The sequence below is a fragment of the Brevibacillus sp. HB1.4B genome (genome assembly GCF_013284285.1).
Taxonomy (GTDB): Bacteria; Bacillota; Bacilli; order Brevibacillales; family Brevibacillaceae; genus Brevibacillus; species Brevibacillus porteri.
In genome coordinates this window covers 383,033-406,495 of record NZ_JABSUT010000003.1, presented here as the reverse complement: position 1 = coordinate 406,495, position 23,463 = coordinate 383,033, and the positions used below count along the sequence as shown (strand labels likewise).

The window sequence follows — 23,463 nt, the reverse complement described above, 5'->3', positions numbered from 1 at the left end:
CGTTTACGACCCTATGTTTTTACTCTTTTTCATACTGATGGCCAGCCCGTCTCCGACTGGAATAAATGTCGTTTCTAAATCAGGACGCTCCATCAGATGCGAATTATAAGAAAGCAGCTTGTCCACCATCGGACGCTGGCGCTTGCCCGCTTCTTCTGGGGTCGCCACCAGTCCTCGGAACAGGACATTGTCGCTGATTACCAAACCGCCTTCGCGGAGAAGCGGTAGATACAAATCGAGGAATACTCGATACTGACCTTTAGCCGCATCGATAAACAAGCAGTCAAATTGATATGACTCCGGCAACCCTAAAGTGGCGTCACGTGAGAGTATTTCCACACGATCTGCACATCCTGCTTCTTTTATATTTTCCCGTGCTCTCGCCAATCGATCTTCATCTATGTCCATCGTGACAATTCGCGCTTCCGGCGCAGCTTCTGCAAGCCAAATGGTGGAATAGCCAATTGCCGTACCCACTTCCAGAATCGCTTTGGGACGATGCAGCAATAACAACATCCGCATGACTTGAGCGGACGGGAGCTGCACAATCGGAATGTTTTCCTCTGCCGCCTCCTGCTCCAGTCGCTTGAGCAGCGGAGAACGCTCGGGTACCAGGCTTGACACGTAGTCGTCAATTGCCGGATTGGTAATCATGATTTCACTCCTCTTTCGTTACAACCGAATTATTATAGCACACCTTGAGAAAGCTTGGCTACGTCAAGCGCTGTTGATCGCATGCAAAAAAAAAGAGGAAACTTGGTTAGTTTCCCCTGCTTTTCTTATCATTTGCTTCATGCTCTTGCAGTGTTTTGGAAAAGTAATGCTCGGCCGTTCCGTCTTTTTTCGTCACGTAGAAAAAGTAATCGTGTTTAGCTGGATTGACGACGGCTGCAAGCGAAGCTCTGCCTGGGTTGGCAATCGGCCCCGGTGGCAATCCAGGATTTGTGTATGTGTTGTACGGACTTTTTACTTTTAGGTCCTCGAAGGTCAAACGGTCTCGTTGTTTGCCGAGAACAAACTGGACGGTAGCATCAGCCTGCAACGGCCACTTATCGCGAATCCGATTATAGTACACGCCTGCTACAAGTGGGCGCTCCTTGTCTACTGTTACTTCACGCTCAACGATCGATGCGAGATTAACCGCCTTATCCAGTGTTAAATCGTGCTGCTTCAACTGCTCTGTCCACTCTGGCTTCCATTCCTTTTGGAATTGAGCCAGCATACGCGAGACGACATCATGTGCTGTAGCATCTTTGTCCACCTCATACGTTTCCGGGAACAGATATCCTTCCAGACGGTGTTTTCGGTCTGCATGCTTCGGTATGGCTGCGACAAAAGGATAGTCGGGGAATGCACCTTCATTTACTTCTTTTAAGAATGCCGCCTTCTCTACAATGCCTTCTTTATCGAGATGATCTGCGATCTGTTCAACATTCCAGCCTTCTGGGATCGTAAATCGGTTCGCATTGATCACCGTGTTTCCTTCCACCATAGCAGTTAGTATCTCATCAATGGCTTGACCAGTCGTAAATTGGTATTCTCCCGCCTTAAGATCAGGGGCCACGCCTTTATACTTCACGTAGTAATTAAATACATCGGCATTTCGGATCAGACCTTGTTCTTCCAGAAGTCGACCAATTTTTTGTACGGATGACCCGGACGGAATCGCCACGTTTTTCACCGTCTGTTCACCTGCAACGGGTTGTAATTGCTGGTACACGTACCACGCTGCTCCCCCCGCAGCCAAAATGATCAACAACAACAAGGCAACCAGCCACATCACAATTCGTCCGCCGCGTCTGCGTCGATGCGCCAGAGGGCGGCCGGGGTTAAAATCAGGCTTCGCTGACATTGGTTTCAAGCTAGAAATCCTCCCTTTAGGGTCTCTTTATCTCCATCCCATCCATTATACAAGAGGCTTATCCAACTGTCACTTCATGGATGATTTTGGCGAAAAAAGTCATAAAAAAAGAGCCCGCCAGTTGCGGACCCTTTTCTCACGAATCTATTAAATTCCGTCTTTCTCCAAATCGGCAATCAACGTTTCGAAGGTAGCTTCTACTTGCTCCCACTCTTCATCATCTTCGATTGGCATGAGCATGTCTGTACCATCATAACGCAGGAAGTGAACCTCGTACTCTTCTTCCTCTTCCTGATCTACTGGTACGAGCACCAAATAGCTGCGGTCTTCAATGTCAAAAATGTACATGATACGAAAATCTCGCGGTTCCTCGGTACCTTCTTCCGTCAGCGCGATCACATCGCCCACTTCGAACTCTTCCATCATCTCTTCACTCATTGTGGTCACCTCGATTTCGCGTCCAAATATCCTTGGAGGATTAAAGTGGCCGCCATTTTATCTATCACTGTCTTTCGCTTTTGACGGCTGACATCAGCAGAGATCAGCATACGCTCTGCCGCCATGGTCGTCAAGCGTTCGTCCCACATGTGGACAGGAAGAGACGTGCGTTCCTCCAAAAGCTTGCCAAATGCTTGACACATTTCAGCACGCGGGCCAATGGTTCCGTTCATGTTTTTGGGCAAACCAACAACGAAAGCCCCAACTTGATACTGCGAAACTAATTCGCTCAGGCGAGCAAAATCCTTTTCCTTGGATTGTCGCTTGATGGTCTCTACTCCTTGCGCAGTCCATCCCAGCTCATCGCTGACAGCCACTCCAATCGTCTTGTCGCCTACATCCAAACCCATCAATCGTGTCATCGTTAAGGTCTACTTGCGCTCTGACAAGTAAACGGTCACCAACTCTTCTATGATTTTGTCCCGTTCCAATTTGCCGATCAGGCTCCGCGCGTTGTTGTGGCGTGGGATAAACGCCGGGTCGCCAGAAAGCAAGTAACCGACGATCTGGGTGATCGGGTTGTATCCTTTTTCCTGCAGGGCTTTGTACACCTCTGTCAATGTTTCTTGCACATCCGCCGCATTCGCTTCCTTGGGCACCGTGAATTTCATGGTATTATCCAACGAACTCACAATCAACACCTCGATTTCCTTTGAGACTCTTTTAGTTTTATACTCTTTTTTGTATTCGACTCGGATTTCGTTTACTCCTGTCGATTATACAAATTTCTCGTGCAATCGCACTATTTCCCTACTGCTTGACTCTTCACGAAGTCAACCACTGCATCCAGTGCTTCTTGCAGCTTGGATGGGTCCTTACCGCCGGCTTGTGCCATATCAGGACGTCCACCACCGCCGCCACCGCAACGAGTTGCGACTTCCTTGATGATCTTGCCAGCGTGAATGCCTTGATCCATGAGATCTTTGGTTACACCTGCAACGAGGTTCACCTTGTCGCCATCGACTGCACCCAACACAATGACAGCGGAGCCGAGTTTGTTTTTCAGCTCATCTACCATGCCGCGCAGGTTGTCCATATCGACAGCGGAAACACGTGCAGCGAGTACATTCATGCCGTCTACTTGTTGGAGTTTATCCGTCAACGACGCTGCCTCGATGTTCCCCAGTTTTGCACGCAGGGACTCGTTTTCGCGCTGTACTTCTTTCAATTGTTGTTGCAGACCTTCTACACGTGCAGGTGCTTCTGCCAGTACTGGTGCTTTGAGTGCTTGCGCCACTTCTTTGAGTGTAGTGAACTGCTGGTTCAAGAACTGATAAGCGCCGCGTCCTGTTACTGCTTCGATCCGGCGTGTACCTGCGCCGATACCGCTCTCGCTAACCAGCTTGAACAGACCGATTTCTGCGGTATTGTTCACATGGCATCCACCGCACAGCTCCAAGCTGTATTCGCCCACTTTTACAACGCGTACAACGTCGCCGTATTTTTCACCGAACAACGCCATCGCGCCCATCGCTTTTGCCTCAGCCAATGATTTGTTGGAGATCTCGACACTCAGGTTTGCCCACACTTTTTCATTCACGATCGCTTCGATACGCTCCAGCTCTTCTGGAGTAATGGAGCTAATGTGCGTGAAGTCAAAACGGAGACGCTCTGGTGCTACCAAGGAACCTGCCTGATTGACATGCGTTCCCAAGACATCCTTGAGTGCTTGATGCAGCAAGTGAGTCGCTGTATGGTTTTGTGTGATAGCCAGACGTGCTTCACGGTTCACTTCCGCGCGAACCTCATCGCCTTTGCGCAGGGTACCTGCTTCGACGATGACGGAATGTACATTTTGACCCATTGGTCCTTTTTGTACATCTGTCACACGTGCTTTCACGATATCAGAAATCAGGAAACCTTCGTCATTGATCTGACCGCCGCTTTCTGCATAGAAAGGAGTTTGGCTCAGAACGAGTTGTACGGTTTGACCTTCTTCTGCTTCTTCTACCAGCTGGTTGTCCAAAATAATCGCTTCAACTTTACCTGTTGCTACCAATTCAGTATAACCAACAAATTGGCTCGTAACCGTCAAATCAGACAATGGACCACCTTGGATTTGCATGCTGTCTACATCTTGACGTGCTGCACGTGCACGCTCACGCTGTTCTTCCATCGCTTGATCAAAGCCATCGCGATCGACAGTCAGCCCTTGCTCGTCAGCAAAGTCTTCTGTTAAATCAACAGGGAATCCATACGTATCGTACATTTTGAACACATCTTGACCAGACAGTTGTGTCTTTCCGCTTTCTTTTGCTGCCTTCACCATGTCAGACAGGATCGCCAGACCGTCGTTCAGTGTCTCGTGGAAACGCTCTTCCTCGGCACGAATAACTTTTTCGATAAACACACGCTTTTGGACAACCTCTGGGTAGAATTCGCCCATCATCGTGCCTACTGTCTCAGTCAAGCTGTACAGGAATGGCTTCTCTACGCCCAGCTTTTTCCCCATACGTACGGCACGGCGAAGCAGACGGCGAATGACGTAGCCACGTCCTTCATTGGATGGAAGCGCCCCGTCACCGATCGCAAACACAACCGTACGTGCATGGTCAGCGATTACCTTCAAGGCTACATCCATCTCAGGGCTTGTTTTATATTTCACACCGGAGATTTCCGTGGTCTTTTCGATCAGCGGGAACAGCAAGTCTGTCTCAAAGTTGTTGTCTACGCCTTGGATGACAGACGCCATGCGCTCAAGACCCATCCCCGTATCAATGTTCTTCTTAGGCAGCGGCGTGTAGGTACCGTCTGGATTGTGGTTGAACTGGGAGAATACCAGGTTCCATACTTCCAGGTAACGCTCATTCTCCCCACCTGGGTACAGCTCAGGGTCGCTCGGGTCGTTTCCAAATGCTTCTCCACGGTCATAGAAAATCTCCGTGTTCGGTCCGCTCGGGCCCTCTCCGATATCCCAGAAGTTGCCCTCCAGTCGGATGATTCGCTCTTCTGGAACACCGATTTTCTTGCTCCACAGCTCAAATGCTTCTTCGTCCTCTGGGTGAATGGTAACGGAAAGCAATTCTGGATCAAAGCTCATCCATTTTGGGCTCGTCAAAAACTCCCATGCCCATTCAATCGCTTCTTCCTTGAAGTACTCGCCAATAGAGAAGTTACCCAGCATTTCGAAAAAGGTATGGTGGCGAGCAGTACGTCCCACATTTTCAATATCGTTGGTACGAATAGACTTTTGTGAGTTCGTGATGCGCGGGTTGTCCGGGATGATTCGGCCGTCAAAATATTTCTTGAGAGTCGCTACACCGCTGTTGATCCACAGAAGGGAAGGATCGTCGATTGGAACCAATGGAGCGCTAGGCTCAATGCGATGTCCTTTTTCTACAAAAAAGTCGAGGAACATCTGGCGGATTTGATTGCCTGTCAGTTTCTTCATCTACATTCTCCTCATCTAAAAATAAAAAAAGCCCCCATCCCCTCAGGGACGAGAACTGATTTTCTCGCGGTACCACCCTGCTTACAGGCTCGCTACACGTATCTGAGCCAAGGCCTGTCGCTTAAGTGGCGTCTAACGGTGCCAAGCCGCCGGGTTTTGCCCGGTCTTAGGAGTAGCCTTCTGCTGCTCTTCTTTTGGTCGCCCTCTCAACCATGGAGCGCCCTCTCTGTAAAAGGTCTGCAACATACTCGTTCCCTCATTGATTTCACATAAATCACTTTGTCCATATTATAAATATTTTACCTGATCACTGTCAACTTTCATGCATCATGACAGCGATTCGGCTGACGATCACTTTGCAAACGGCAAGAATCGGGACAGCAACGATTAGCCCGATGATGCCCCCTACAGTCTCCCCTACTAGCAGGGCCAAGATAATGAGAAGCGGGTGCAAATGCAACGAACGACCAACGATGTTCGGGGACAAAATGTTCCCTTCCACGATTTGAATGATGAGATTGACAACGAGAACGAGTAGTAGTGTCTTGGTTGAAATCGTAATGGCGATCACAACTGCCGGGGCCGCCCCAATCAATGGTCCGATGTACGGAATGATGTTGGTGAGACATACGAATGCAGCCAGTACAAAAGGATACGGCATGCCGATCCACCAGTAGCCCAGATTTGCAAAAACACCTACGATCAGGGCGACAATCATTTGTCCATGTATGTATTTGCCCAAGGATTCATTAATATCCCGAAGGACGATCAGTACTTGCTTCCGGTAAGCCTTTGGAACAATCGACATCCCCGTCTCATGCAATTGCTTCATATCCTTCAAAAAGTAAAAAGCGATAAATGGTACGATAGCAAAAGCAAACAGCTTTCCCATCGAATGACGAGCATTATCCACGATTTTCGATACGGAATGAGACATTCCCTCATTCGACTGGATGATCACCCGGTCCACACCCTTCGAGATGCTATCCGGCAAGAAATACTTTCGTGCCTCCCACTCACTCATCCATGTATAGTACCAATCCATCAGGCGGGGAATATCGTCTGACAGCTCCACCAATTGTTTCGTAAAAACAGGGATGGCGTTAATGATCGCAATGGTAATCACCAATACAAATGATCCATATATGAGCAGCACTGCCATTAAGCGCGGAACCCTTCTTTTTTCTAGCAATTGCACGACCGGATGGAGCAAGTAAGCGATAACGAGTCCCAATATGACGGGAACGAGCACTTCCTTCATGAGCGAAAACAACTGTGAAAGGACTGGTCGGAGCAGCCAAAGCAGATTGCCGATGACCAAAAGTGCGATGAGCCAAACAGCAGCAGCAAATAGACGACTTCGCCGAAGTTCATCCACCTTCCCCAACTCCTCTCTATTTGCATACATCTTTTTTAGCTTGTCTCATTCACATTAATTTCATGTAACCTATTGACACACAATTTCGTGTTCAGTAGTATGTAATTACAAGAGGATATCTCCAAAGGGGAGTAGCTTTTTCGCAACATAGTCGTCATTACGGGATTTTTCCCCGGCTATGTTGGCAACATTTTCGTAAATGTTGTAAGCAAGACCTTTGCCGACCAGGTAAAAGGTCTATTTTTGTATTTTAAACGACCTTTTCCTGTCCCGGGAAAGGTCGTTTTCTTTTTCGCCCCTTTACACACACTACAGGAGGTATCAAGAAAACGGCCAGCGGATTATTCGCTTCTAAAATGGATTAGGAGGAGGAGTAGAAATGGATTTATTGTTAAGCCCTGAGTTTTGGACTGCATTACTCTCTATCGTTATCATCGATCTCGTGCTGGCCGGGGACAATGCCCTCGTCATCGGGATGGCGGCTCGTAACCTGCCTGCTCATCAGCAAAAGCAAGCTATCATCTGGGGAACGGTTGGTGCAATTGTCATTCGTGCATTGGCGACACTCGCTGTCGTTTGGTTACTGAAAATTCCTGGTCTGCTGCTTGTAGGTGGTTTGATTCTCATTTGGATCGCCCTCAAGTTGCTGGTTCAAGATAATGGTCATGAGAATATGAAGGCAAGCGGAACACTTGGAGCAGCGATTTGGACGATTATCGTAGCCGACACGGTAATGGGCTTGGATAACGTTATCGCGGTTGCTGGTGCAGCACATGGTGATTTCCTTCTGGTAGTTATCGGTTTGATCATCAGTGTTCCGATCATGGTTTGGGGTAGCACATTGATCTTGAAGCTGATCGAGAAATATCCGATCGTTATTTATATCGGTTCTGCCGTATTGGCGTATACCGCTGCGAACATGGTAACGAGCGAGAAGTTCCTCACACCATTCTTTGCCGCTTACCCTTGGGTAAAATGGTTATTCATCGTAGCTGTTGTGGTTGGTGTCCTGTTGATCGGACGCATGAAAAGCCAACAGCAAAAACGTTTGGCAGAACAATCTTAATGCAAAGCAAGACTCCGTCGTTTTACGCGACGGAGCTTTTTCATGTATGGCGATGTAAAAAAAGCACCCGAACACAGTGTATGTTCGGGTGTTTATTTACGTTCCAATTCACATTTTGTTAACGAGTCACGGCACGCATCAGCTTGCGACCTGATTTCCACATACGCGTTACATCACGCATGGAGAAGGGCAACTGATTCCAATTCAATGAAAACCGACTGCGACGTCGCGGAGCCATCCAATAGCCAATGATCGCCACAATTCCGCTTGTGGCCAGAACCCGCAACAGGCCTCGAATGAACAAGCGTGCCACCTCCATTGGTTTTGCCGCTCAAATCCACTACATATTCAAGTGAGCGGTTACTGTCTGATCCTCAATAAACAGATCGTTGAGCGAATGCAAAGATCCATCTTCCTCAACCTGGTAGACAGAAGCGATCTGCTCATTGGAAACGCTCATTTCTATAAAGCAGTTCCAGCAATAGTATTGATTGGTTCCAATCTTTCCTACGTCTTTGGAACTGCAATTCGGGCATATGACACGCATCACGCTTTTCCTCCCTTTCACGCCTGGCCACGAACTAGTCCGGCACGATCAGGTTTTCTTCCCCGACGATAACGGATGCTGGTGCAGGGAGGCGCTTTCGTCCTTCCGTAATATCTGCAAGCCAGCCATTCGATAGTTCGTACCCTACAAGTTTCTCCCAGTTGGCTGAAAAGTAAACGTCTTCCAGCCTCCCCAAACACTCTCCGGATGCGGTAATCACCGCTTTTCCTTTTAACTTCGTCTTTCCCGTCACAATGCCGACAGGCTCTAGTCCGGCGAGATGAGGTAAGGGCGTGATCGCGTCTTTTCCCGATACGGTAAGGCAGGACTCCCCAACCGCATGAATATGTTCGGTAGGAATATAGGTACCTGATTGGAACCAGCCCTGTTCGCTCAGCAAGACTCCTCGTACATGCCAAGTGGAGTCGCAAAGAATGTCGCGCACGGTTCCAATCGTTTCCCCTGTTTGAAGGCAAACAACTGGCAATCCGACTGCATCCATTGCCTTGCGCATGTGGGACATCCCCCTTCCGCCTTGTTAGTATCAGGCGAAAAGGACACGTCCATTCGGCGCAAATGGTTCCAACTTCACTCTTGCTTTAGCCGTTCCTCCAGGTAACTGTACCGTACTCCCTCCTCATCAGACTCTACTGCAGCGCGGAACGCATCCGGCTCTCCACACATGATGAGGAATGATTTGCTCCGGGTAATCCCGGTATAGACCAGCTTACGTCTGAGCATACGGTAGTAGCTTTTGACAAACGGCATGATCACAATCGGAAATTCGCTGCCTTGAGACTTATGAACCGAGCAGCAGTAGGCAAGCGTCAGCTGATGATAATCCGAACGCTTGTACACCACTTCCCTGTTATCAAAGGCAGCGACCAGCATCTCCTGGTTCTCCGCATTTTCATTCGGGAAAAAGATGGCGACGATCTCACCCATGTCACCGTTAAACACCTGTTCTTCAGCATTGTTCACCAATTGCAGAACCTTGTCTCCTGTACGGAAAGTCGTCTCACCGAAAGTAACTTCACGCTTTTGCGGCGTTTTCGGATTAAACAGCTCCTGCAATTCTTCATTCAACCGGTTCACACCGGCATTACCTTTATAGATAGGGGCTAATACCTGAACATCTTTTGCCGTATACCCTTTTTTTACGGCTCCGAAGCAAATTTGTTTCACTGCTTCCGGAACTTCTTGTGGCAAACTTGTGAAGAATCGCCGATCCGGGGTGGTGTGAAGCAAATCTGCCGGTACATTCCCCTTGCGTACATCATGGGCCAACCGAATAATGGTTGATTCTTCTGCTTGCCGATAAATTTCTGTCAGCTGTACCAAAGGTAGCAATCCAGATCGAATCATATCCAATAGGACGTTGCCTGGTCCTACGGAAGGTAACTGATCAGGGTCACCTACCATGATGATCTGCATGTCATCTGGAACCGCACGAAACAATTGATTGGCGAGCCAGATATCAACCATGGACATTTCATCCACAATTAATAGCCGGCCACGGATTGGGTGCTCCGCATCATGCTCGAAGCTCTCTCCTTTGTAACCGAGTAAGCGATGGATAGTCATTGCAGGTAAACCCGTAGTCTCTGTCATACGTTTTGCAGCACGCCCAGTAGGAGCTACAAGTATGATCGGGAACGGATTTTCTTCGTTGTATTTTTTCAAGTCCAGAGACAATCCATGAAGCTGAGAAAAGACACGACAAATCCCTCGAATGACTGTCGTTTTCCCCGTCCCAGGCCCCCCTGTGAGAAGCATCAGACCTGCTTTGATCGCCTGTTCAATGGCATCACGCTGCGTCTGGGCATATGTAATCCCCAGCTCATCCTCGACCGCCCCTAACGCACGGTAAAATTCCGATGTCGGGAACGTACCAAATTCATCCCGCGCAGCGAAGTGACGCAGTCTTTTGGCAAGACCGAGTTCGGCAAAAAACAGTGAAGGCAAATACACCCGCTCATCTTCCCAGGCAATTTTACTGGACACAAACAGGGCTTCCACTGCCAGTCGAATATCGTCTCCAGAAAAAACGTGCCCGCCGCACTCTTCGAGAAGGCGCAGTGTTTTTTCACACAGCTCCTCCACAGGCAAATAAACATGTCCCTCTGAATACGAAGCCTCCTGCAACATAAAGAGAGCTGCCGCCTTCACACGTTCTTCTGAGGAAGCATCGATTCCAGTTGCTCGTGCAATGTCATCTGCCCGCTTAAAGCCGATTCCAACGACATCCTCAATCAACCGGTAAGGCTCTTCCTTCAGTACTGTCATCGTTTCCAGCTTATAGGTCTGATAAATACGCAGCGCCATGTTCACACCAATGCCGAAGTCGTACAAGAAAACCATGGCACTTTCCAAGGAACGATGCTCGACTACTGATTCATAGATTGTTTTGGCACGTTGTTCAGAAATGCCTGGTACCTCAGCCAATCGCTCCGGGAAGTCCGCGATAATCGACAGCGCATCTACCCCAAGCTGCTCGACAATTCGTTTGGCCATCTTTTTTCCGATCCCTTGAAACAAGCCACTGGCTAAGTATCGCTCAACCCCTGCCAATGTTTTCGGTGTTTCACGTTCATAGCGCTTTGCTACGTACTGCTGGCCAAAACGAGCGTGTGTCTTCCATTCCCCGTAAAAGGTGTACAGCTCATCTGGATGTGGCCGAGGAAAATTACCGACAATAATGACCTCCGATTCTTTAATCGATTCGGTAGTCTCTTCTATCTTTAGACGGATAACTCCGTACCAGGTTTCATCATTGTAAAAAATTTCTTGAGAAACAAATCCTCGAATGTAGGTTTCCGCAAACAGCGAGATTGACTGCTGCTCGTCCATCTAAACGCCTCCTGACATAAAAACCGTTCCAGAAAGGAAAAATCCACTTCTCTTGAAAGTGGATTTCTCATATGCTCGTCTTAAATTGTAAATCGTTTTACTTGTTCTGACAACTGCTCGGCCATTTTCGCAAGTGTTTCTGATGCTGCCGTCATTTCCTCGGATGTTGCAGACTGTTCTTCGGACGCTGCTGCCACTTCCTGTGTATCTCTGGCCGCTATTTCCGCAAGTCCAGCTATTTTTTCGGAGTGACTCACCAATTGGACTGTATCGCGATGAATCCCTTGGGCTGCATCGTTCATACGATGTACTTGCTGGCTGACGTCTTGAACGGCCACCAAGATTTGCTGGAAGCTGTCTCCTGCCTGAGCCACTCCTTCGCGTCCATCCTGTATAGCGACTGCAGTCGTTCCCATTGCCGTTACAGCAGTGAGAATATCTGTATGGATTGTATGAATCAAGCCTGCGATCTCTTCTGCAGCCTCACCCGATTGCTCAGCCAGCTTACGTACCTCCTGGGCAACAACCGCAAAGCCGCGTCCCTGTTCCCCCGCCCGTGCAGCTTCGATGGCGGCATTCAAAGCCAATAGATTCGTCTGGTTGGATATTTGACGAATGATCGTGATGATTCCCATGATTTGCTCGGATTGAGAGCCAAGCTCGCGGATAACCTGCTCCGTACTACGGGCATGATCCGTGATTTGATCCATTTCTTGTACGAGCTCTTGCAGCTTGCCTTCACCAATCTGTGCCAATTGATTCGCGTCTGTCGCATCAGCATTTACTTGAGAAGTCGAGGCTGCAATGAGTTGGATATCTCCACCGATGCGAGACAAAAAGCGTACTGTATCCGTCACCGTTTGTTTTTGTTGTTCGGAACCTGTAGCAATTTCCGAAGAAGCCATGGAAATCTGTTCGGAAGCACGTGCACTTTCTGTCGCACTCGCTGTTAATTCTTCCGAAGCTGCCGCTACCTGCTGGGCTACTCGCTGCACCGCGTTGACCATGCTGCGAAATACACCCATCATCTCATTGTACATCGACGATAATTCCCCAAGCTCGTCCCGGGAACGGACAGTCACTTGCGTGGTCAAATCTCCTGTCTCTGCACGCTTCATTGCCAATACCAGCTCTTTTAGTGGTCGTACCAGCTTGTTGACAATAAAAATGCCTGTGACCAGCGCTAAGGTGGCACTTATCAGGTTGAGGAGAAACATCATTGGACGACTGCTCTCAATCGTCGTCAGCAAATCATTCTCATAGCTGCCAATAGCTAGAATCCACCCGTTTGGTAGCTGCTTATACGCCGCCACTTTGGTAGAGCCGCCGAAGTCATATTCGATCCATCCGTTTTTTTGAGCGAGCATGACTTGCGTGAATTCTTCATTCGCCAAAGAGGTATTCTCGACTTTCGGGTCTGGATGAAAGATGGCAATTCCACTCGCATCCAAGATATAGGCGTAGCCAACCATGCCATTTGGCTTGTAATATTTTTCGGCCACCTCGCGTGTTATTTCATTAATTTTCTGTCTGTTCCCCTCATTAATCGTTGCATCTTGAGCGTATACAGCCAGCTCACGTGCCTTCATTTCCGTTATGTATTGCAAGTCAGATACAGCCAGCTTGTATAGCGCGCTGCGTGCATTTTCAAATTGGATATAGCCGACGACCATTAATGGAAGCATGGTTAGGATTAGTATCGTAAACACCAGTTTGTAGCGAATAGAGTAGCGTCTGGGCAACATGAAAGTCCTCTCCTTATCGGATGATCCGAATTGTATAGTTCTTCAGGATTAGTACCACAGCATCATTTTACCATCCTCTTCCACAATTCACCACAAACTCCAATAAGAAACCCGCTTTTACTCAAATGAAAAAACCGCTTGGCTTATCCAAACGGCTTTCATTCTACGTTATTCGCGTACCAAGCGCTTTACAATCCCAGCAATCACTGTAGCAGCTTGTCTCGCCTCTTCCACCGTATTCGTTATTCCAAAGCTGAAACGAATAGCTGAATGCAGAATCTTCTCGTCCACGTGCATCGCTTTCAGCACGTGTGACAGCTCTAATGATCCGGATGTACAAGCTGAGCCGCTCGCTGCTGCAATTTTGGCTATATCCAGATTCATCAGCATGGTTTCTGTATGTGCACCAGGGAATGACACATTGAAAATATGTGACAAAGCCTGCTCGCTATGTCCATTCAGGCAGAACGTAATTCCTGCTTCCTGCCAGACTGCGATCATCGCTGCTTTCATCTGCTCATACTTTTCAACCCGCTCCGTCATTTCCTCGCCAGCGACCTTTGTCGCTTCGGCAAACCCAACAATCCCGGCCAGGTTTTCCGTTCCCGCTCTGCGTTTGCGCTCTTGTGAACCGCCGTGCAAAATCGGGGAAAACGGGACCTTACGCGCTACATACAAAGCGCCGACTCCTTTTGGACCATTAATTTTATGAGCGGATACCGAGAGCATATCAACTGGGAGCTTCCGTGCATGGATAGGCAGTACACCAAAAGCCTGTACGGCATCCGTATGAAAAACAATCCCTTTTTCACGCAAGAAGGTACCGATTTCCTCGATTGGCTGGATCGTTCCTACTTCGTTGTTCCCGTACATAATGGACACCAGTACCGTATCCGGGCGAACCGCTTGTTTTAGGTCTTCCAAGCAGATCATGCCTGTCTGGTCAACAGGCAAGTACGTGACTTCAAATCCAGCCTGCTCCAAAAATTCACAAGCATGCAAGACTGCATGGTGCTCGATTTGCGAAGTAATGACGTGACGACCACGTTCGCGCTGTGCCATTGCTGCGCCGATGATTGCCATATTGTCCGCTTCTGTCCCGCCACTCGTAAAGATGAGCGATTGTGGATCAGCATCCATAAAGTCGGCAATCGTGTCTCTCGCATGCTCCAACGCTTTTCGCGCTTCGCGACCTGCACCATGGACACTGGATGGATTCCCGAATATTTGAGTCAAATAGGGAGTCATTGCAGCAACTACACGCGGATGTACCGGCGTAGTCGCTGCGTGGTCAAAATACATTAGATCTGACACTGCTGTCACCTTCTACCAACTTATATTCTAGATATAAAACATATAATTATCGGCAGGACCATCGTCTTCAAAGCTGATCAAGTCCTGAAGGGAAGTCGAATCCAGAACAGCAGAAATACTATCCCGAATACGCAGCCACAAAAAACGCTTAGCCGGGTCTTCTTCCTCTGCAAATTCCACAGGGCTGATCGGTCCTTCCAGCACGCGAATCACATCACCAGCAGAAATCTCATCCGGCTGCTTTGCCAGAACGTAACCGCCATATGCGCCACGAATACTTTTTACCAAACCCGCGTTACGCAGAGGTGCAATCAATTGCTCCAAGTAATGCTCGGACAAATCGTGTTTCTGGGCGATGCTCCGCAGTGAAGTCGGCCCTTCTCCGCAACGGTTGGCCAATTCCATCATGATCGTCAGCCCGTAACGTCCTTTCGTCGAAATCTTCACGTTAACAACTCTCCTCTTTGTATCGGTAATACGCGCCCGCCCCCTACATGTCTTCTGTATCGTGGGACACACTAACATCTTAGGGGGTGATATGCAGATGACAACGAACAAACGCTCGGAACGAGGTCCCAACCACCCGTCCGAAACCTTGTACGACCAACCCGCAGGCACGATTGCTCACAAAGCCCGTTACGGAGCGAGTGAGCAGAGCAAACAACCGAATGAAAACGGTGACTTGCCCAATAAACCAGGCGGAAACGTCCGCACGTAAATGTTAGCTCCCCCTATTATTCGGGGGAGTTTTTCCTTGGCAATCCACGTCCATCCATCTTCTGTCTTTCTTCCTGGAAACGGCGAATGTGACGCTCATAGCCGTGATCCTTTGGCTGGTAGAACGAGTAGTTTACACCGTCAGGCAGATACTGTTGAGGTACATACCCATATGGATAGTTATGCGGATACAGATATCCCTGACCGTGTCCCAGCTTCGCAGCTCCCTTATAAGCAGAATCTCGCAGATGAATCGGTACTTGCTTGTGACCATCCGTTCGGATACGATCCAACGCAGAATTAATTCCGTTGTAAGCGGCATTGCTTTTGGGGGCAGTTGCCAGGTACGTCGTCGCTTGTGCTAAAGGGATACGCCCTTCAGGCATCCCCACCAATTCTACCGCCTGAAAGCAGGACATCGCAACTGTGATCGCTTGCGGGTCTGCATTGCCGATGTCCTCTGAAGCCGAAATGACCAAACGGCGAGAAATGAACCGCGGATCTTCTCCGGCATCGATCATTCTCGCCAACCAGTAAAGAGCTGCGTCCGGATCAGAACCACGAATGGATTTAATAAAAGCGGAGATCGTGTCGTAATGGTTGTCCCCACTCTTATCGTAGCGTACAGCCCTGCGTTGAATGGATTCTACTGCGACGTCCAGCGTCACTGTAATTCGTCCATCCGCTCCTGGTTGCGTCGTTGTCACTGCCAGTTCCAATGCGTTCAGCAAACGTCTGGCATCCCCTTCCGCGTATTGAACCAAATGCTCTGCCGCTTCCGGTTCTACGCTGACAAATAGCTCCGCCAATCCGTTTTCTTCATCAGTAAGCGCCCGATCCATGACCTGCTTCAATTCCTCATGAGAAAGCGATTGAAGGGAAAACACTTGTGAACGCGACAAAAGCGCCGGATTCACCTCGAAAAAAGGATTCTCCGTCGTAGCGCCGATCAAAATGATCGTGCCTTCCTCCACATAAGGAAGAAGGGCGTCCTGTTGCGACTTATTAAAGCGGTGAATCTCGTCTACGAACAACGTTGTCCGCTGACTGTCCATGACGAGCCGCTCCTTTGCCGCATCTACCACTTTGCGGATGTCAGCAACACCGGCCGTAACGGCATTTAACTCGGAGAAATGCGTACGTGTGGTCCGGGCAATGACTTTTGCGAGCGTTGTTTTCCCTGTACCAGGAGGTCCGTAAAAAATGACAGAGGACACTTGATCTGCTTCAATCGCGCGTCGGAGCAGCTTTCCAGGAGCCAAAATATGCGATTGCCCGATTACATCTTGAATCGTTTGCGGCCGCATCCGTGCAGCCAATGGCTTCTGTTTGCCGCCACCCTGTTGGTCGTAGGCAAACGTGAATAAATCATCCATGTTCCACTATCCTTTTACAGGCTGCCACTCCAAAATATCTCTTGCCACTACACTGGCCAAAATTAAACCAGCCACAGAAGGCACGAAAGCATTGCTTGCTGGAGGCATCCGCACTTTGCTAATCGGTGAATTCGGGTTGGAAACGATCTGTTCGCGTACATCTACACGTACGGTTACGGGAATCTCACGGGAATATACCACTTTTACCCCTTTGTAGATACCGCTTTTCCGCAGCTCACGACGAATGACCTTTGCAATCGGATCATAACTCGTTTGGGAAATATCGGCAACCTCAAAACGGGTCGGATCCATTTTGTTGGCTGCACCCATGCTAGAAATAATAGGGATATTGCGACGCTTCGCTTCTTTAATTACATGGAGCTTCGCGGACATGGTGTCCATGGCATCCACGATGTAATCCAGTTCATGCTCAAACAGCGCATCCGCTGTTTCTTCATTGTAGAACATATTGAGAGTTACGACCTCGCACTCAGGATTGATCGTCGCAATGCGCTCCTTCATAAGCTCAGCCTTTTTTTGACCGACTGTGTTCAGCGTCGCATGGATTTGGCGGTTGATGTTCGTGATGTCTACTACATCCTTATCTACCAAAACGAGCTTGCCTACACCTGTACGCGCGAGTGCTTCTACTGTAAAGGAACCGACTCCGCCAATTCCTAATACAGCAACGCGGCTATTTTTCATTTTTTCCAAACCTTCGGGACCGAAGGCCAATTCACAACGAGAAAATTGATGAAGCATATTTCGTGTCACCTTTCATTCGCAAGCGAGATTATTAGGGTTGTTCAACACGCACTTATAGTCAATCGGAAAAGTAGGATTGAAGTAGAAAAAAGGAGCCCCATTATGCCGTGTTGCTCCTTAGTTTTGAACCTGCTCATCGCAGGTGGGTGTCTTGCCGAACTGTTACAGACGTCCACTCTAAGGAGGCATGCCTTTACAATCACGGACGAAAAACTCCCTAAACAAACTTTGTGGCTCAAAACTATCGGATGTCACGAGCATAGCAGGGCTTTCATCATAGTATTACCAATGTATCAAAGAGCAATGCAGTTGCGCAAGTCGATTACGCTTCCACCTTTTCTTCTTCTGTGACAATTGTTGCAATGGACAGCTCTTTCAATTGTTTTCCATCTACTACATCTGGAGCGTTTACCATCAGGTCGCTCGCACTTGCTGTTTTCGGGAATGCGATGACTTCGCGCAGGTTAGTGCGGCCAGCCAAGAGCATGATCAGACGGTCCAAGCCGAGAGCGATTCCACCGTGTGGAGGTGTACCGTATTCGAATGCATCCATGAGGAAGCCGAATTGTTTACGTGCCTCTTCTGGTGAGAAGCCAAGTGCGGTAAACATTTTTTCTTGCACTTCGCGCTTGAAGATCCGCATGGAACCTCCGCCGAGCTCGTATCCGTTGAGAACCATGTCGTACGCTTGTGCGCGCATTTGACCTGGATCGGTGTCGAACAGGTGCAGATCTTCGTCTTTTGGACGAGTAAACGGATGGTGCAGGGCAACGTAGCGTTTTGCATCCTCATCCCACTCAACCAGCGGGAAGTCTACTACCCAGAGGAATGCGAACTTACTTTGGTCAATTAGGCCAAGTTCAGCACCCAGCTTGGAACGAAGGGCACCCAGTGCATCTGCTACTACTTTTGGTTTGTCAGCAACGAACAGGAGCAAGTCGCCTTCTTCTACCGCCAAGCGTGCTTTCATCTCGTTGATTTCTTCTTCTTTAAAGAACTTCGCAATTGGCCCTTTGATCTCGCCGTCTTTGAAGCCAATCCAAGCCAAGCCTTTCGCGCCATAACGGGAAGCGAATTTGCCAAGGTCGTCTGCTTCTTTACGGGAGTAGTGTCCGCAACCTTTTGCATTGATCGCTTTTACTTGTCCGCCGCCAGCTACAGCTGCCGCAAACACCTTGAAGTCGCTTGTCGCAACCAGATCAGATACGTCTGTCAGCTCCATGCCGAAGCGTACGTCTGGTTTGTCAGAACCGTAACGCGCCATTGCATCCGCATACGTGAGACGCGGGAATGGAGTTGGTACGTCTACACCAACCGTTTGCTTGAATACGTGAGCAACCATCTTTTCCATCATCGGCAGGATCTCTTCCATAGACAGGAAAGAGGTCTCAATGTCGATTTGGGTAAATTCAGGCTGACGGTCAGCACGCAGGTCTTCGTCACGGAAGCAACGAGCGATTTGGTAGTAGCGCTCCAAACCGGATACCATCAAAAGCTGTTTGAACAGCTGTGGTGATTGTGGCAGTGCGTAGAACTCGCCTGGATGTACACGGGAAGGCACGAGGTAGTCACGTGCGCCCTCAGGCGTACTCTTCTGGAGAATTGGTGTTTCGATTTCCAGGAAGTTGTTCTCATCCAGGTAGTCACGGAACGCTTTCGCTGCTTTGCTGCGCAAAATCAGGGAGCGCTGCATTTCTGGACGGCGCAAGTCCAGGTAGCGGTATTTCAGACGAACTTGTTCATCTACATCGATCTCGTCTTCAATCAGGAACGGAGGCGTTTTTGCATCGTTCAAGATTTCGATTTCAGAGATGTGCACTTCTACTTCGCCGGTTTTCAGCTTCGGATTGATTGCTTCTGGTGCACGGTTTACAACTTTCCCTTTTACAACCAGTACGTATTCGCTACGCACTTTGTCAGCCGCTTCCCAAGCTTCTTTGTTGTACTCCGGGTTGAATACGATTTGGACGATGCCTGTGCGGTCACGGAAGTCGATGAAGATTACGCCCCCGAGGTCGCGACGCTTTTGTACCCATCCGTTCAGTACGACTTCTTGCCCAACGTGTGCTGTTGTTACTTCTCCACCATGTACGGTGCGATATTGCCAAGACATGATCATTTCCCCCAACGATTTGTTTTATTGATTTGCTTTTGCAGCGAGTACCGAAACGAGTTCCTCGCGTTTCACTTCTTGTTGCTCGCCTGTTGCCATTTCCTTTAGAACAACCGTGCCATTCGTTAATTCAGACTCGCCGATGATCGCCGTAAAACGAGCCTGTAGACGATCTGCTTGCTTCAACTGTGCTTTCATTTTCCGATCCAGATAATCCAGCTCAGCCGCAATCCCAGCTTGGCGCAATTGGTCGACGAGAACAAAAGCTGTCGTTTTCGCTTCTGGTGTCTGCACCACTACGAAGCAATCGATGCCACCCGAGATCGGCAGTTGAACACCTTGCTTTTCCAGAGCCAACAGCAGACGCTCGATACTGAGTGCGAAGCCGATGCCCGGCATATCGTCGCCGCCCAGCTCTGCAACCAGTCCGTTGTAGCGCCCACCGCCACAAAGCGTTTCTACCGCACCGATCTCTGCCATTTTGATTTCAAATGCGGTCAGTGTGTAGTAGTCCAAGCCGCGAACCAGACGCGGATTTACATGAAACGGAATATCCAGCGCGGTCAAGTAGTTTTGTACGGCTTCGAAGTGTGTCGCGGATTCTTCGCTCAAGTAGTCCAAAATGGACGGCGCATCCATCGTCAGTGTTTTGCATTTTTCATTTTTGCAATCGAGCACGCGGAGCGGGTTGCGATCGATACGAGATTGGCAATCCTCGCACAGCTCAGAGCGAACACCGTTCAAGTGTGCGAGCAAATGCTCCCGGTGACGCGCCCGGTCTTCTACCGTACCTACGCTGTTCAATTCCACAGAAAGTCCTGTCAATCCGAGCTCCTGATACAGACGAATCGCAAGGCCAATGACTTCTGCATCGATCGCTGGATCGCTTGAACCGATCGCTTCTGCACCGAATTGGACGAATTGGCGATAGCGGCCTGCTTGCGGACGCTCGTGACGGAACATCGGCCCCAGGTAGTACAGCTTGGTAGGCTGATTAGGCACACCGTACAGCTTGTTTTCCACGTAGGAGCGAACAACACCCGCTGTCCCTTCTGGACGCAGCGTGAGAGCGTCCGTACTGCGCGGATTGGCTACACTGTACATTTCTTTTTCCACGATATCCGTGGTCTCGCCTACACCCCGTTGGAACAACTCTGTGCTCTCAAACAGCGGCGTACGAATTTCCGCGTAATTGGAGCGGCGACACAGATCGCGGGCCTTGGCCTCCACGTAGTGCCACAGCTCTACAGTACCAGGCATGATATCCTGCGTACCGCGTGGGATCTGGATTCTAGTCATTCCTCTCGAACCTCCATGTCTTTTCAAAAACTCGGGCTAAAGCCAAACCTTCAGGATCAAGGAACCTTTATTTTTGACCAAATAAAAAAGTCCCCCGTCTCCTGACATTTAGCAAATCGCCGCATGTCAGGGACGAGAGACTGGTTATACTCCCGTGGTGCCACCCTGTTTGAATAGCCTTACAATCACAAAAGGCTATCCCACTTATTAGCCGTTAACGCCGGCACACGCCTGCCAGTTACTGGGGAAAGAGATTTCTTTCAGCCGTTCACTGCGGTCTTCAGGGATGTCATTCACCAAGCCGTTATACGAAAGCACTCTCAGCCACGGCGCTTTCTCTCTGGGCATCCGGTTCCTGGATACTTGTTCCCGTCATCAGATCATTTCTTATTCAATAAAAAAGCTTAATGTGAATCATAGCAAACCCGCCAACTGCCGTCAACAGGCGCTCGAATAAAACTTTTTTTAACGTGTAAGAATTTATTAGCGACATGCTAATAAATTCTGGAGCGCATAAAAACTTTCCGCAAAAACGCGGTCGCTCCTCCTTGAAAAAGCCTCGATAGAGGTTTTTTTATTAATCAACAGTATATCCATCACTTACTTGCCACATACCTGTCCAGCCGTTTTCGCACCCGAATAGATTTGATCCAAATCACGAAGCTTGTTTTCAACCAGAACCTTGTATGTGTCATTGTACGTTTTTGGGTCCTTTGGATTCGGAAAGCGCGTCAGCTTGCCGCTTCCTGGAGCCATCAGCTTGGATACGGCACCACAGCCGAGACCAAGGATGGTTTGTACCTCTTCCATGATCATGATGTTGTAGATGCTCTCCTGCCCTGGCTTGGCATATCCGACATTCTCCAAATTTCCCAAAATGTTTTTTTGCCGATACAAATAGTACGGGTCATAGCCGTTCGCCGCTGTCCACTCGGAAGCCATATCCATCATCTTACTAATTTCTTCGCGACTAGCGACCTTGTAGCGTTCTTTGTTCTGCGTCATCTCAGATGCTCTCTTGAAAGACAGCGTATGCACCGTCAGCGAGGCAGGCATTAGCTTTTCTACCTCTTGGAGGCTGTGCGCCAGCTCGGCTACGCCTTCATTTGGCAGCCCGATGATCAGGTCCATATTAATATTAGTCAAGCCCATCTCCATAGCAAGATGGTATTTCTCAATCGTCTCTTCGACGGTGTGATGACGTCCGATTGCCTGGAGCGTCTCCTGCGTGAACGACTGTGGATTAATACTGATCCGATCCACTTCCCACTGCTTCATCACATCAAGCTTTTCACGTGTAATCGTGTCGGGTCTTCCCGCCTCAACTGTCAACTCACGCACATCTCCCATGTGTGGAAAAGAGCGATGCATCGTCTCAAACAGCTGGTTCATGTCATCTGCGGTAATACTCGTAGGGGTTCCGCCCCCGAAATAAATGGACGTGATCCGTTGGTCATTCGCGCGAAGCCACTCTCCCATCCGCTCCATCTCGTAATGGAGACCTTCGAGAAACGGATTAACCGAAGCCGTATGACTGCGAATCGCGTAAGCAGGAAACGTACAGTACGCACACTTCGTCGGACAAAATGGGATGCCGATATACACAGACAGTTCACGATCAATTTGATACAAGTCAGGCACGACGTAGAGCTGCTTGTCTACGATTTCTTGCAAAAGGTTCAGCTTGTATGGACGCAAAATCACATCCTGCTGCAATCGCTTATGTGCTTCCTGTCTGTCTACACCAGCGGCGTTCAACTGGTGCAGCAGTTTCGTCGGGCGTATCCCGGTCAAAATACCCCAGCCTTGCTCCATGCCCGTGTATTCTTCCAACATCAATAACAGCGCATAGCAAAGAGCTTGCTTGGCCGTCTTTTTCATCGCTTTTTCATCACGTGCTACGTAGTCTCGCTCCACCTGATGAGAGATGCTTCGTTTGCCATCGCATAACTCTCCCGAAGCTACGACTCCATTTTCATACACGGTCAATGCCAGCATGATTTTCAAATCAGCCTCACCTGTCCACTCCGGCACAAAAGTGAGCGCTGGATCTTCGTAAAATAACGCGAGAATTAAGGAGAGTTCCCGCTCGAATGCGTGTCCCTCACATACGATCTGTATCATGGAGTTCACCTGCTTTTTTCAAAAATGCCACTCCTCATCATAGCCGACGAGAATTACTCGGGTCAACTAGACAAGTTGTGGCATCATGTGCAAGTCATCGCCGTTTTTGCCGTGGATGTTGGATATCCCGCAAGCCTGGATGAAAATCTTGGGCCATTTCTACATTTTGGAGTGACATTTCTTTCTCCAAATCGTCTTGAAAATCAACAGACAAAAACTGCCGATTCAATCCTTGCGCGAATGTTTCCTTCTTTGACTGTCTCACGATGAATTCCTCCTGAAAAGCTGCGTGTGCTAGCGTCTAGTAAAATCTAGTATTGCCTTGCCTGCCGAAAAGCAATCAGGGAAGCCATGCAGAACTTTGTCGTTTTTTGCAGGAAAAAGCAGGAGAAATAGCGAAGTGATTATTTTGGTAAAAA

22 protein-coding genes and 1 other RNA gene are annotated in these 23,463 nt (G+C 49.0%); 2 read left to right on the top strand and 21 right to left on the bottom strand.

The features are described from left to right. Positions 1-3 precede the first annotated feature (3 nt). The 7 genes from HP398_RS09820 to HP398_RS09790 all read right to left on the bottom strand — a co-directional run bounded on the left by HP398_RS09820 (position 4) and on the right by HP398_RS09790 (position 7,128). Positions 4-654, bottom strand: a complete 651-nt coding sequence (locus HP398_RS09820) for an O-methyltransferase (RefSeq protein ID WP_017247601.1) — start codon at positions 652-654, stop codon at positions 4-6. A 106-nt stretch (positions 655-760) separates the two neighbouring features. Beyond that, positions 761-1,861 carry an endolytic transglycosylase MltG gene (mltG, locus tag HP398_RS09815; protein WP_017247600.1) on the bottom strand — a complete coding sequence of 367 codons (1,101 nt, stop codon included), beginning with the start codon at positions 1,859-1,861 and terminating at the stop codon, positions 761-763. Between the two features lie 147 nt (positions 1,862-2,008). Next, positions 2,009-2,299: a DUF1292 domain-containing protein gene (locus tag HP398_RS09810; protein ID WP_007727932.1), complete on the bottom strand. Its 291-nt coding sequence runs from the start codon at positions 2,297-2,299 to the stop codon at positions 2,009-2,011. A 5-nt stretch (positions 2,300-2,304) separates the two neighbouring features. After that, positions 2,305-2,721, bottom strand: a complete 417-nt coding sequence (gene ruvX, locus HP398_RS09805; protein ID WP_017247599.1) for a Holliday junction resolvase RuvX — start codon at positions 2,719-2,721, stop codon at positions 2,305-2,307. 9 nt (positions 2,722-2,730) lie between these two features. Then, positions 2,731-2,991: an IreB family regulatory phosphoprotein gene (locus HP398_RS09800; RefSeq protein ID WP_007727936.1), complete on the bottom strand. Its 261-nt coding sequence runs from the start codon at positions 2,989-2,991 to the stop codon at positions 2,731-2,733. Between the two features lie 110 nt (positions 2,992-3,101). Beyond that, complete coding sequence (alaS, locus tag HP398_RS09795) at positions 3,102-5,750, bottom strand: alanine--tRNA ligase (protein ID WP_173622470.1); 2,649 nt, start codon at positions 5,748-5,750, stop codon at positions 3,102-3,104. Between the two features lie 313 nt (positions 5,751-6,063). Then, positions 6,064-7,128, bottom strand: coding sequence for an AI-2E family transporter (locus tag HP398_RS09790; protein WP_173622469.1), 1,065 nt, complete (start codon positions 7,126-7,128; stop codon positions 6,064-6,066). 379 nt (positions 7,129-7,507) lie between these two features. Between HP398_RS09790 and HP398_RS09785 the strand changes: the two genes are divergently transcribed. Beyond that, positions 7,508-8,194 (top strand): TerC family protein, encoded by a 687-nt coding sequence (locus tag HP398_RS09785; protein WP_017247595.1) that lies wholly within the window; start codon positions 7,508-7,510, stop codon positions 8,192-8,194. Between the two features lie 118 nt (positions 8,195-8,312). Here HP398_RS09785 and HP398_RS09780 read toward each other — a convergent pair whose 3' ends face one another. The 7 genes from HP398_RS09780 to cymR form a co-directional block, all read right to left on the bottom strand. After that, a complete protein-coding gene (locus HP398_RS09780; RefSeq protein WP_228088569.1) occupies positions 8,313-8,507 on the bottom strand; it encodes a hypothetical protein in 195 nt (64 codons plus the stop codon). A gap of 27 nt (positions 8,508-8,534) precedes the next feature. Then, positions 8,535-8,741: a hypothetical protein gene (locus HP398_RS09775; RefSeq protein WP_007717618.1), complete on the bottom strand. Its 207-nt coding sequence runs from the start codon at positions 8,739-8,741 to the stop codon at positions 8,535-8,537. Positions 8,742-8,775: 34 nt separating this feature from the next. Next, positions 8,776-9,255 (bottom strand): PRC-barrel domain-containing protein, encoded by a 480-nt coding sequence (locus HP398_RS09770; protein ID WP_017247593.1) that lies wholly within the window; start codon positions 9,253-9,255, stop codon positions 8,776-8,778. A gap of 74 nt (positions 9,256-9,329) precedes the next feature. Further along, positions 9,330-11,591 carry an SF1B family DNA helicase RecD2 gene (gene recD2 / locus HP398_RS09765; protein WP_069850476.1) on the bottom strand — a complete coding sequence of 754 codons (2,262 nt, stop codon included), beginning with the start codon at positions 11,589-11,591 and terminating at the stop codon, positions 9,330-9,332. An 80-nt stretch (positions 11,592-11,671) separates the two neighbouring features. After that, a complete protein-coding gene (locus tag HP398_RS09760) occupies positions 11,672-13,336 on the bottom strand; it encodes a methyl-accepting chemotaxis protein (RefSeq protein ID WP_173622468.1) in 1,665 nt (554 codons plus the stop codon). Positions 13,337-13,504: 168 nt separating this feature from the next. Further along, positions 13,505-14,650, bottom strand: coding sequence for a cysteine desulfurase family protein (locus HP398_RS09755; protein ID WP_017247590.1), 1,146 nt, complete (start codon positions 14,648-14,650; stop codon positions 13,505-13,507). Between the two features lie 27 nt (positions 14,651-14,677). Next, positions 14,678-15,097, bottom strand: coding sequence for a cysteine metabolism transcriptional regulator CymR (cymR, locus tag HP398_RS09750; RefSeq protein WP_017247589.1), 420 nt, complete (start codon positions 15,095-15,097; stop codon positions 14,678-14,680). A 97-nt stretch (positions 15,098-15,194) separates the two neighbouring features. Here cymR and HP398_RS09745 point away from each other — a divergent pair, with 97 nt between their 5' ends. Then, entirely contained in the window at positions 15,195-15,368 is a 174-nt protein-coding gene (locus tag HP398_RS09745) for a hypothetical protein (protein ID WP_016739245.1), read from the top strand. A gap of 16 nt (positions 15,369-15,384) precedes the next feature. On the opposite strand, the gene HP398_RS09740 is transcribed toward HP398_RS09745, so the two are convergent. From HP398_RS09740 to HP398_RS09710, 7 genes are all read right to left on the bottom strand, one after another. Then, positions 15,385-16,743, bottom strand: a complete 1,359-nt coding sequence (locus tag HP398_RS09740) for an AAA family ATPase (protein WP_173622467.1) — start codon at positions 16,741-16,743, stop codon at positions 15,385-15,387. Between the two features lie 6 nt (positions 16,744-16,749). Next, on the bottom strand, positions 16,750-17,505 hold the full coding sequence (locus tag HP398_RS09735; RefSeq protein ID WP_017247587.1) for a tRNA threonylcarbamoyladenosine dehydratase: 756 nt from the start codon (positions 17,503-17,505) through the stop codon (positions 16,750-16,752). Between the two features lie 93 nt (positions 17,506-17,598). Next, a non-coding RNA gene (gene ssrS / locus HP398_RS09730) (6S RNA) lies at positions 17,599-17,780 on the bottom strand. Between the two features lie 50 nt (positions 17,781-17,830). After that, entirely contained in the window at positions 17,831-19,621 is a 1,791-nt protein-coding gene (gene aspS, locus HP398_RS09725) for an aspartate--tRNA ligase (RefSeq protein ID WP_017247586.1), read from the bottom strand. 24 nt (positions 19,622-19,645) lie between these two features. Continuing rightward, positions 19,646-20,920 carry a histidine--tRNA ligase gene (gene hisS, locus HP398_RS09720; RefSeq protein ID WP_017247585.1) on the bottom strand — a complete coding sequence of 425 codons (1,275 nt, stop codon included), beginning with the start codon at positions 20,918-20,920 and terminating at the stop codon, positions 19,646-19,648. 600 nt (positions 20,921-21,520) lie between these two features. Beyond that, on the bottom strand, positions 21,521-23,044 hold the full coding sequence (locus HP398_RS09715; protein ID WP_173622466.1) for a coproporphyrinogen III oxidase: 1,524 nt from the start codon (positions 23,042-23,044) through the stop codon (positions 21,521-21,523). A 94-nt stretch (positions 23,045-23,138) separates the two neighbouring features. Further along, positions 23,139-23,309 carry a hypothetical protein gene (locus HP398_RS09710; RefSeq protein WP_017247583.1) on the bottom strand — a complete coding sequence of 57 codons (171 nt, stop codon included), beginning with the start codon at positions 23,307-23,309 and terminating at the stop codon, positions 23,139-23,141. Positions 23,310-23,463 lie beyond the last annotated feature (154 nt).

What these genes read in the sequence shown, in the direction of transcription:
- hisS (WP_017247585.1), bottom strand. Translation starts at nt 20,920, where the DNA reads ATGACTAGAATCCAGATCCCACGCGGTACGCAGGATATCATGCCTGGT.
- HP398_RS09740 (WP_173622467.1), bottom strand. Translation starts at nt 16,743, where the DNA reads ATGGATGATTTATTCACGTTTGCCTACGACCAACAGGGTGGCGGCAAA.
- HP398_RS09715 (WP_173622466.1), bottom strand. Translation starts at nt 23,044, where the DNA reads ATGATACAGATCGTATGTGAGGGACACGCATTCGAGCGGGAACTCTCC.
- HP398_RS09785 (WP_017247595.1), top strand. Translation starts at nt 7,508, where the DNA reads ATGGATTTATTGTTAAGCCCTGAGTTTTGGACTGCATTACTCTCTATC.
- aspS (WP_017247586.1), bottom strand. Translation starts at nt 19,621, where the DNA reads ATGTCTTGGCAATATCGCACCGTACATGGTGGAGAAGTAACAACAGCA.
- HP398_RS09810 (WP_007727932.1), bottom strand. Translation starts at nt 2,299, where the DNA reads ATGAGTGAAGAGATGATGGAAGAGTTCGAAGTGGGCGATGTGATCGCG.
- ruvX (WP_017247599.1), bottom strand. Translation starts at nt 2,721, where the DNA reads ATGACACGATTGATGGGTTTGGATGTAGGCGACAAGACGATTGGAGTG.
- alaS (WP_173622470.1), bottom strand. Translation starts at nt 5,750, where the DNA reads ATGAAGAAACTGACAGGCAATCAAATCCGCCAGATGTTCCTCGACTTT.
- HP398_RS09735 (WP_017247587.1), bottom strand. Translation starts at nt 17,505, where the DNA reads ATGCTTCATCAATTTTCTCGTTGTGAATTGGCCTTCGGTCCCGAAGGT.
- HP398_RS09820 (WP_017247601.1), bottom strand. Translation starts at nt 654, where the DNA reads ATGATTACCAATCCGGCAATTGACGACTACGTGTCAAGCCTGGTACCC.
- HP398_RS09760 (WP_173622468.1), bottom strand. Translation starts at nt 13,336, where the DNA reads ATGTTGCCCAGACGCTACTCTATTCGCTACAAACTGGTGTTTACGATA.
- HP398_RS09775 (WP_007717618.1), bottom strand. Translation starts at nt 8,741, where the DNA reads ATGCGTGTCATATGCCCGAATTGCAGTTCCAAAGACGTAGGAAAGATT.
- HP398_RS09745 (WP_016739245.1), top strand. Translation starts at nt 15,195, where the DNA reads ATGACAACGAACAAACGCTCGGAACGAGGTCCCAACCACCCGTCCGAA.
- recD2 (WP_069850476.1), bottom strand. Translation starts at nt 11,591, where the DNA reads ATGGACGAGCAGCAGTCAATCTCGCTGTTTGCGGAAACCTACATTCGA.
- HP398_RS09770 (WP_017247593.1), bottom strand. Translation starts at nt 9,255, where the DNA reads ATGCGCAAGGCAATGGATGCAGTCGGATTGCCAGTTGTTTGCCTTCAA.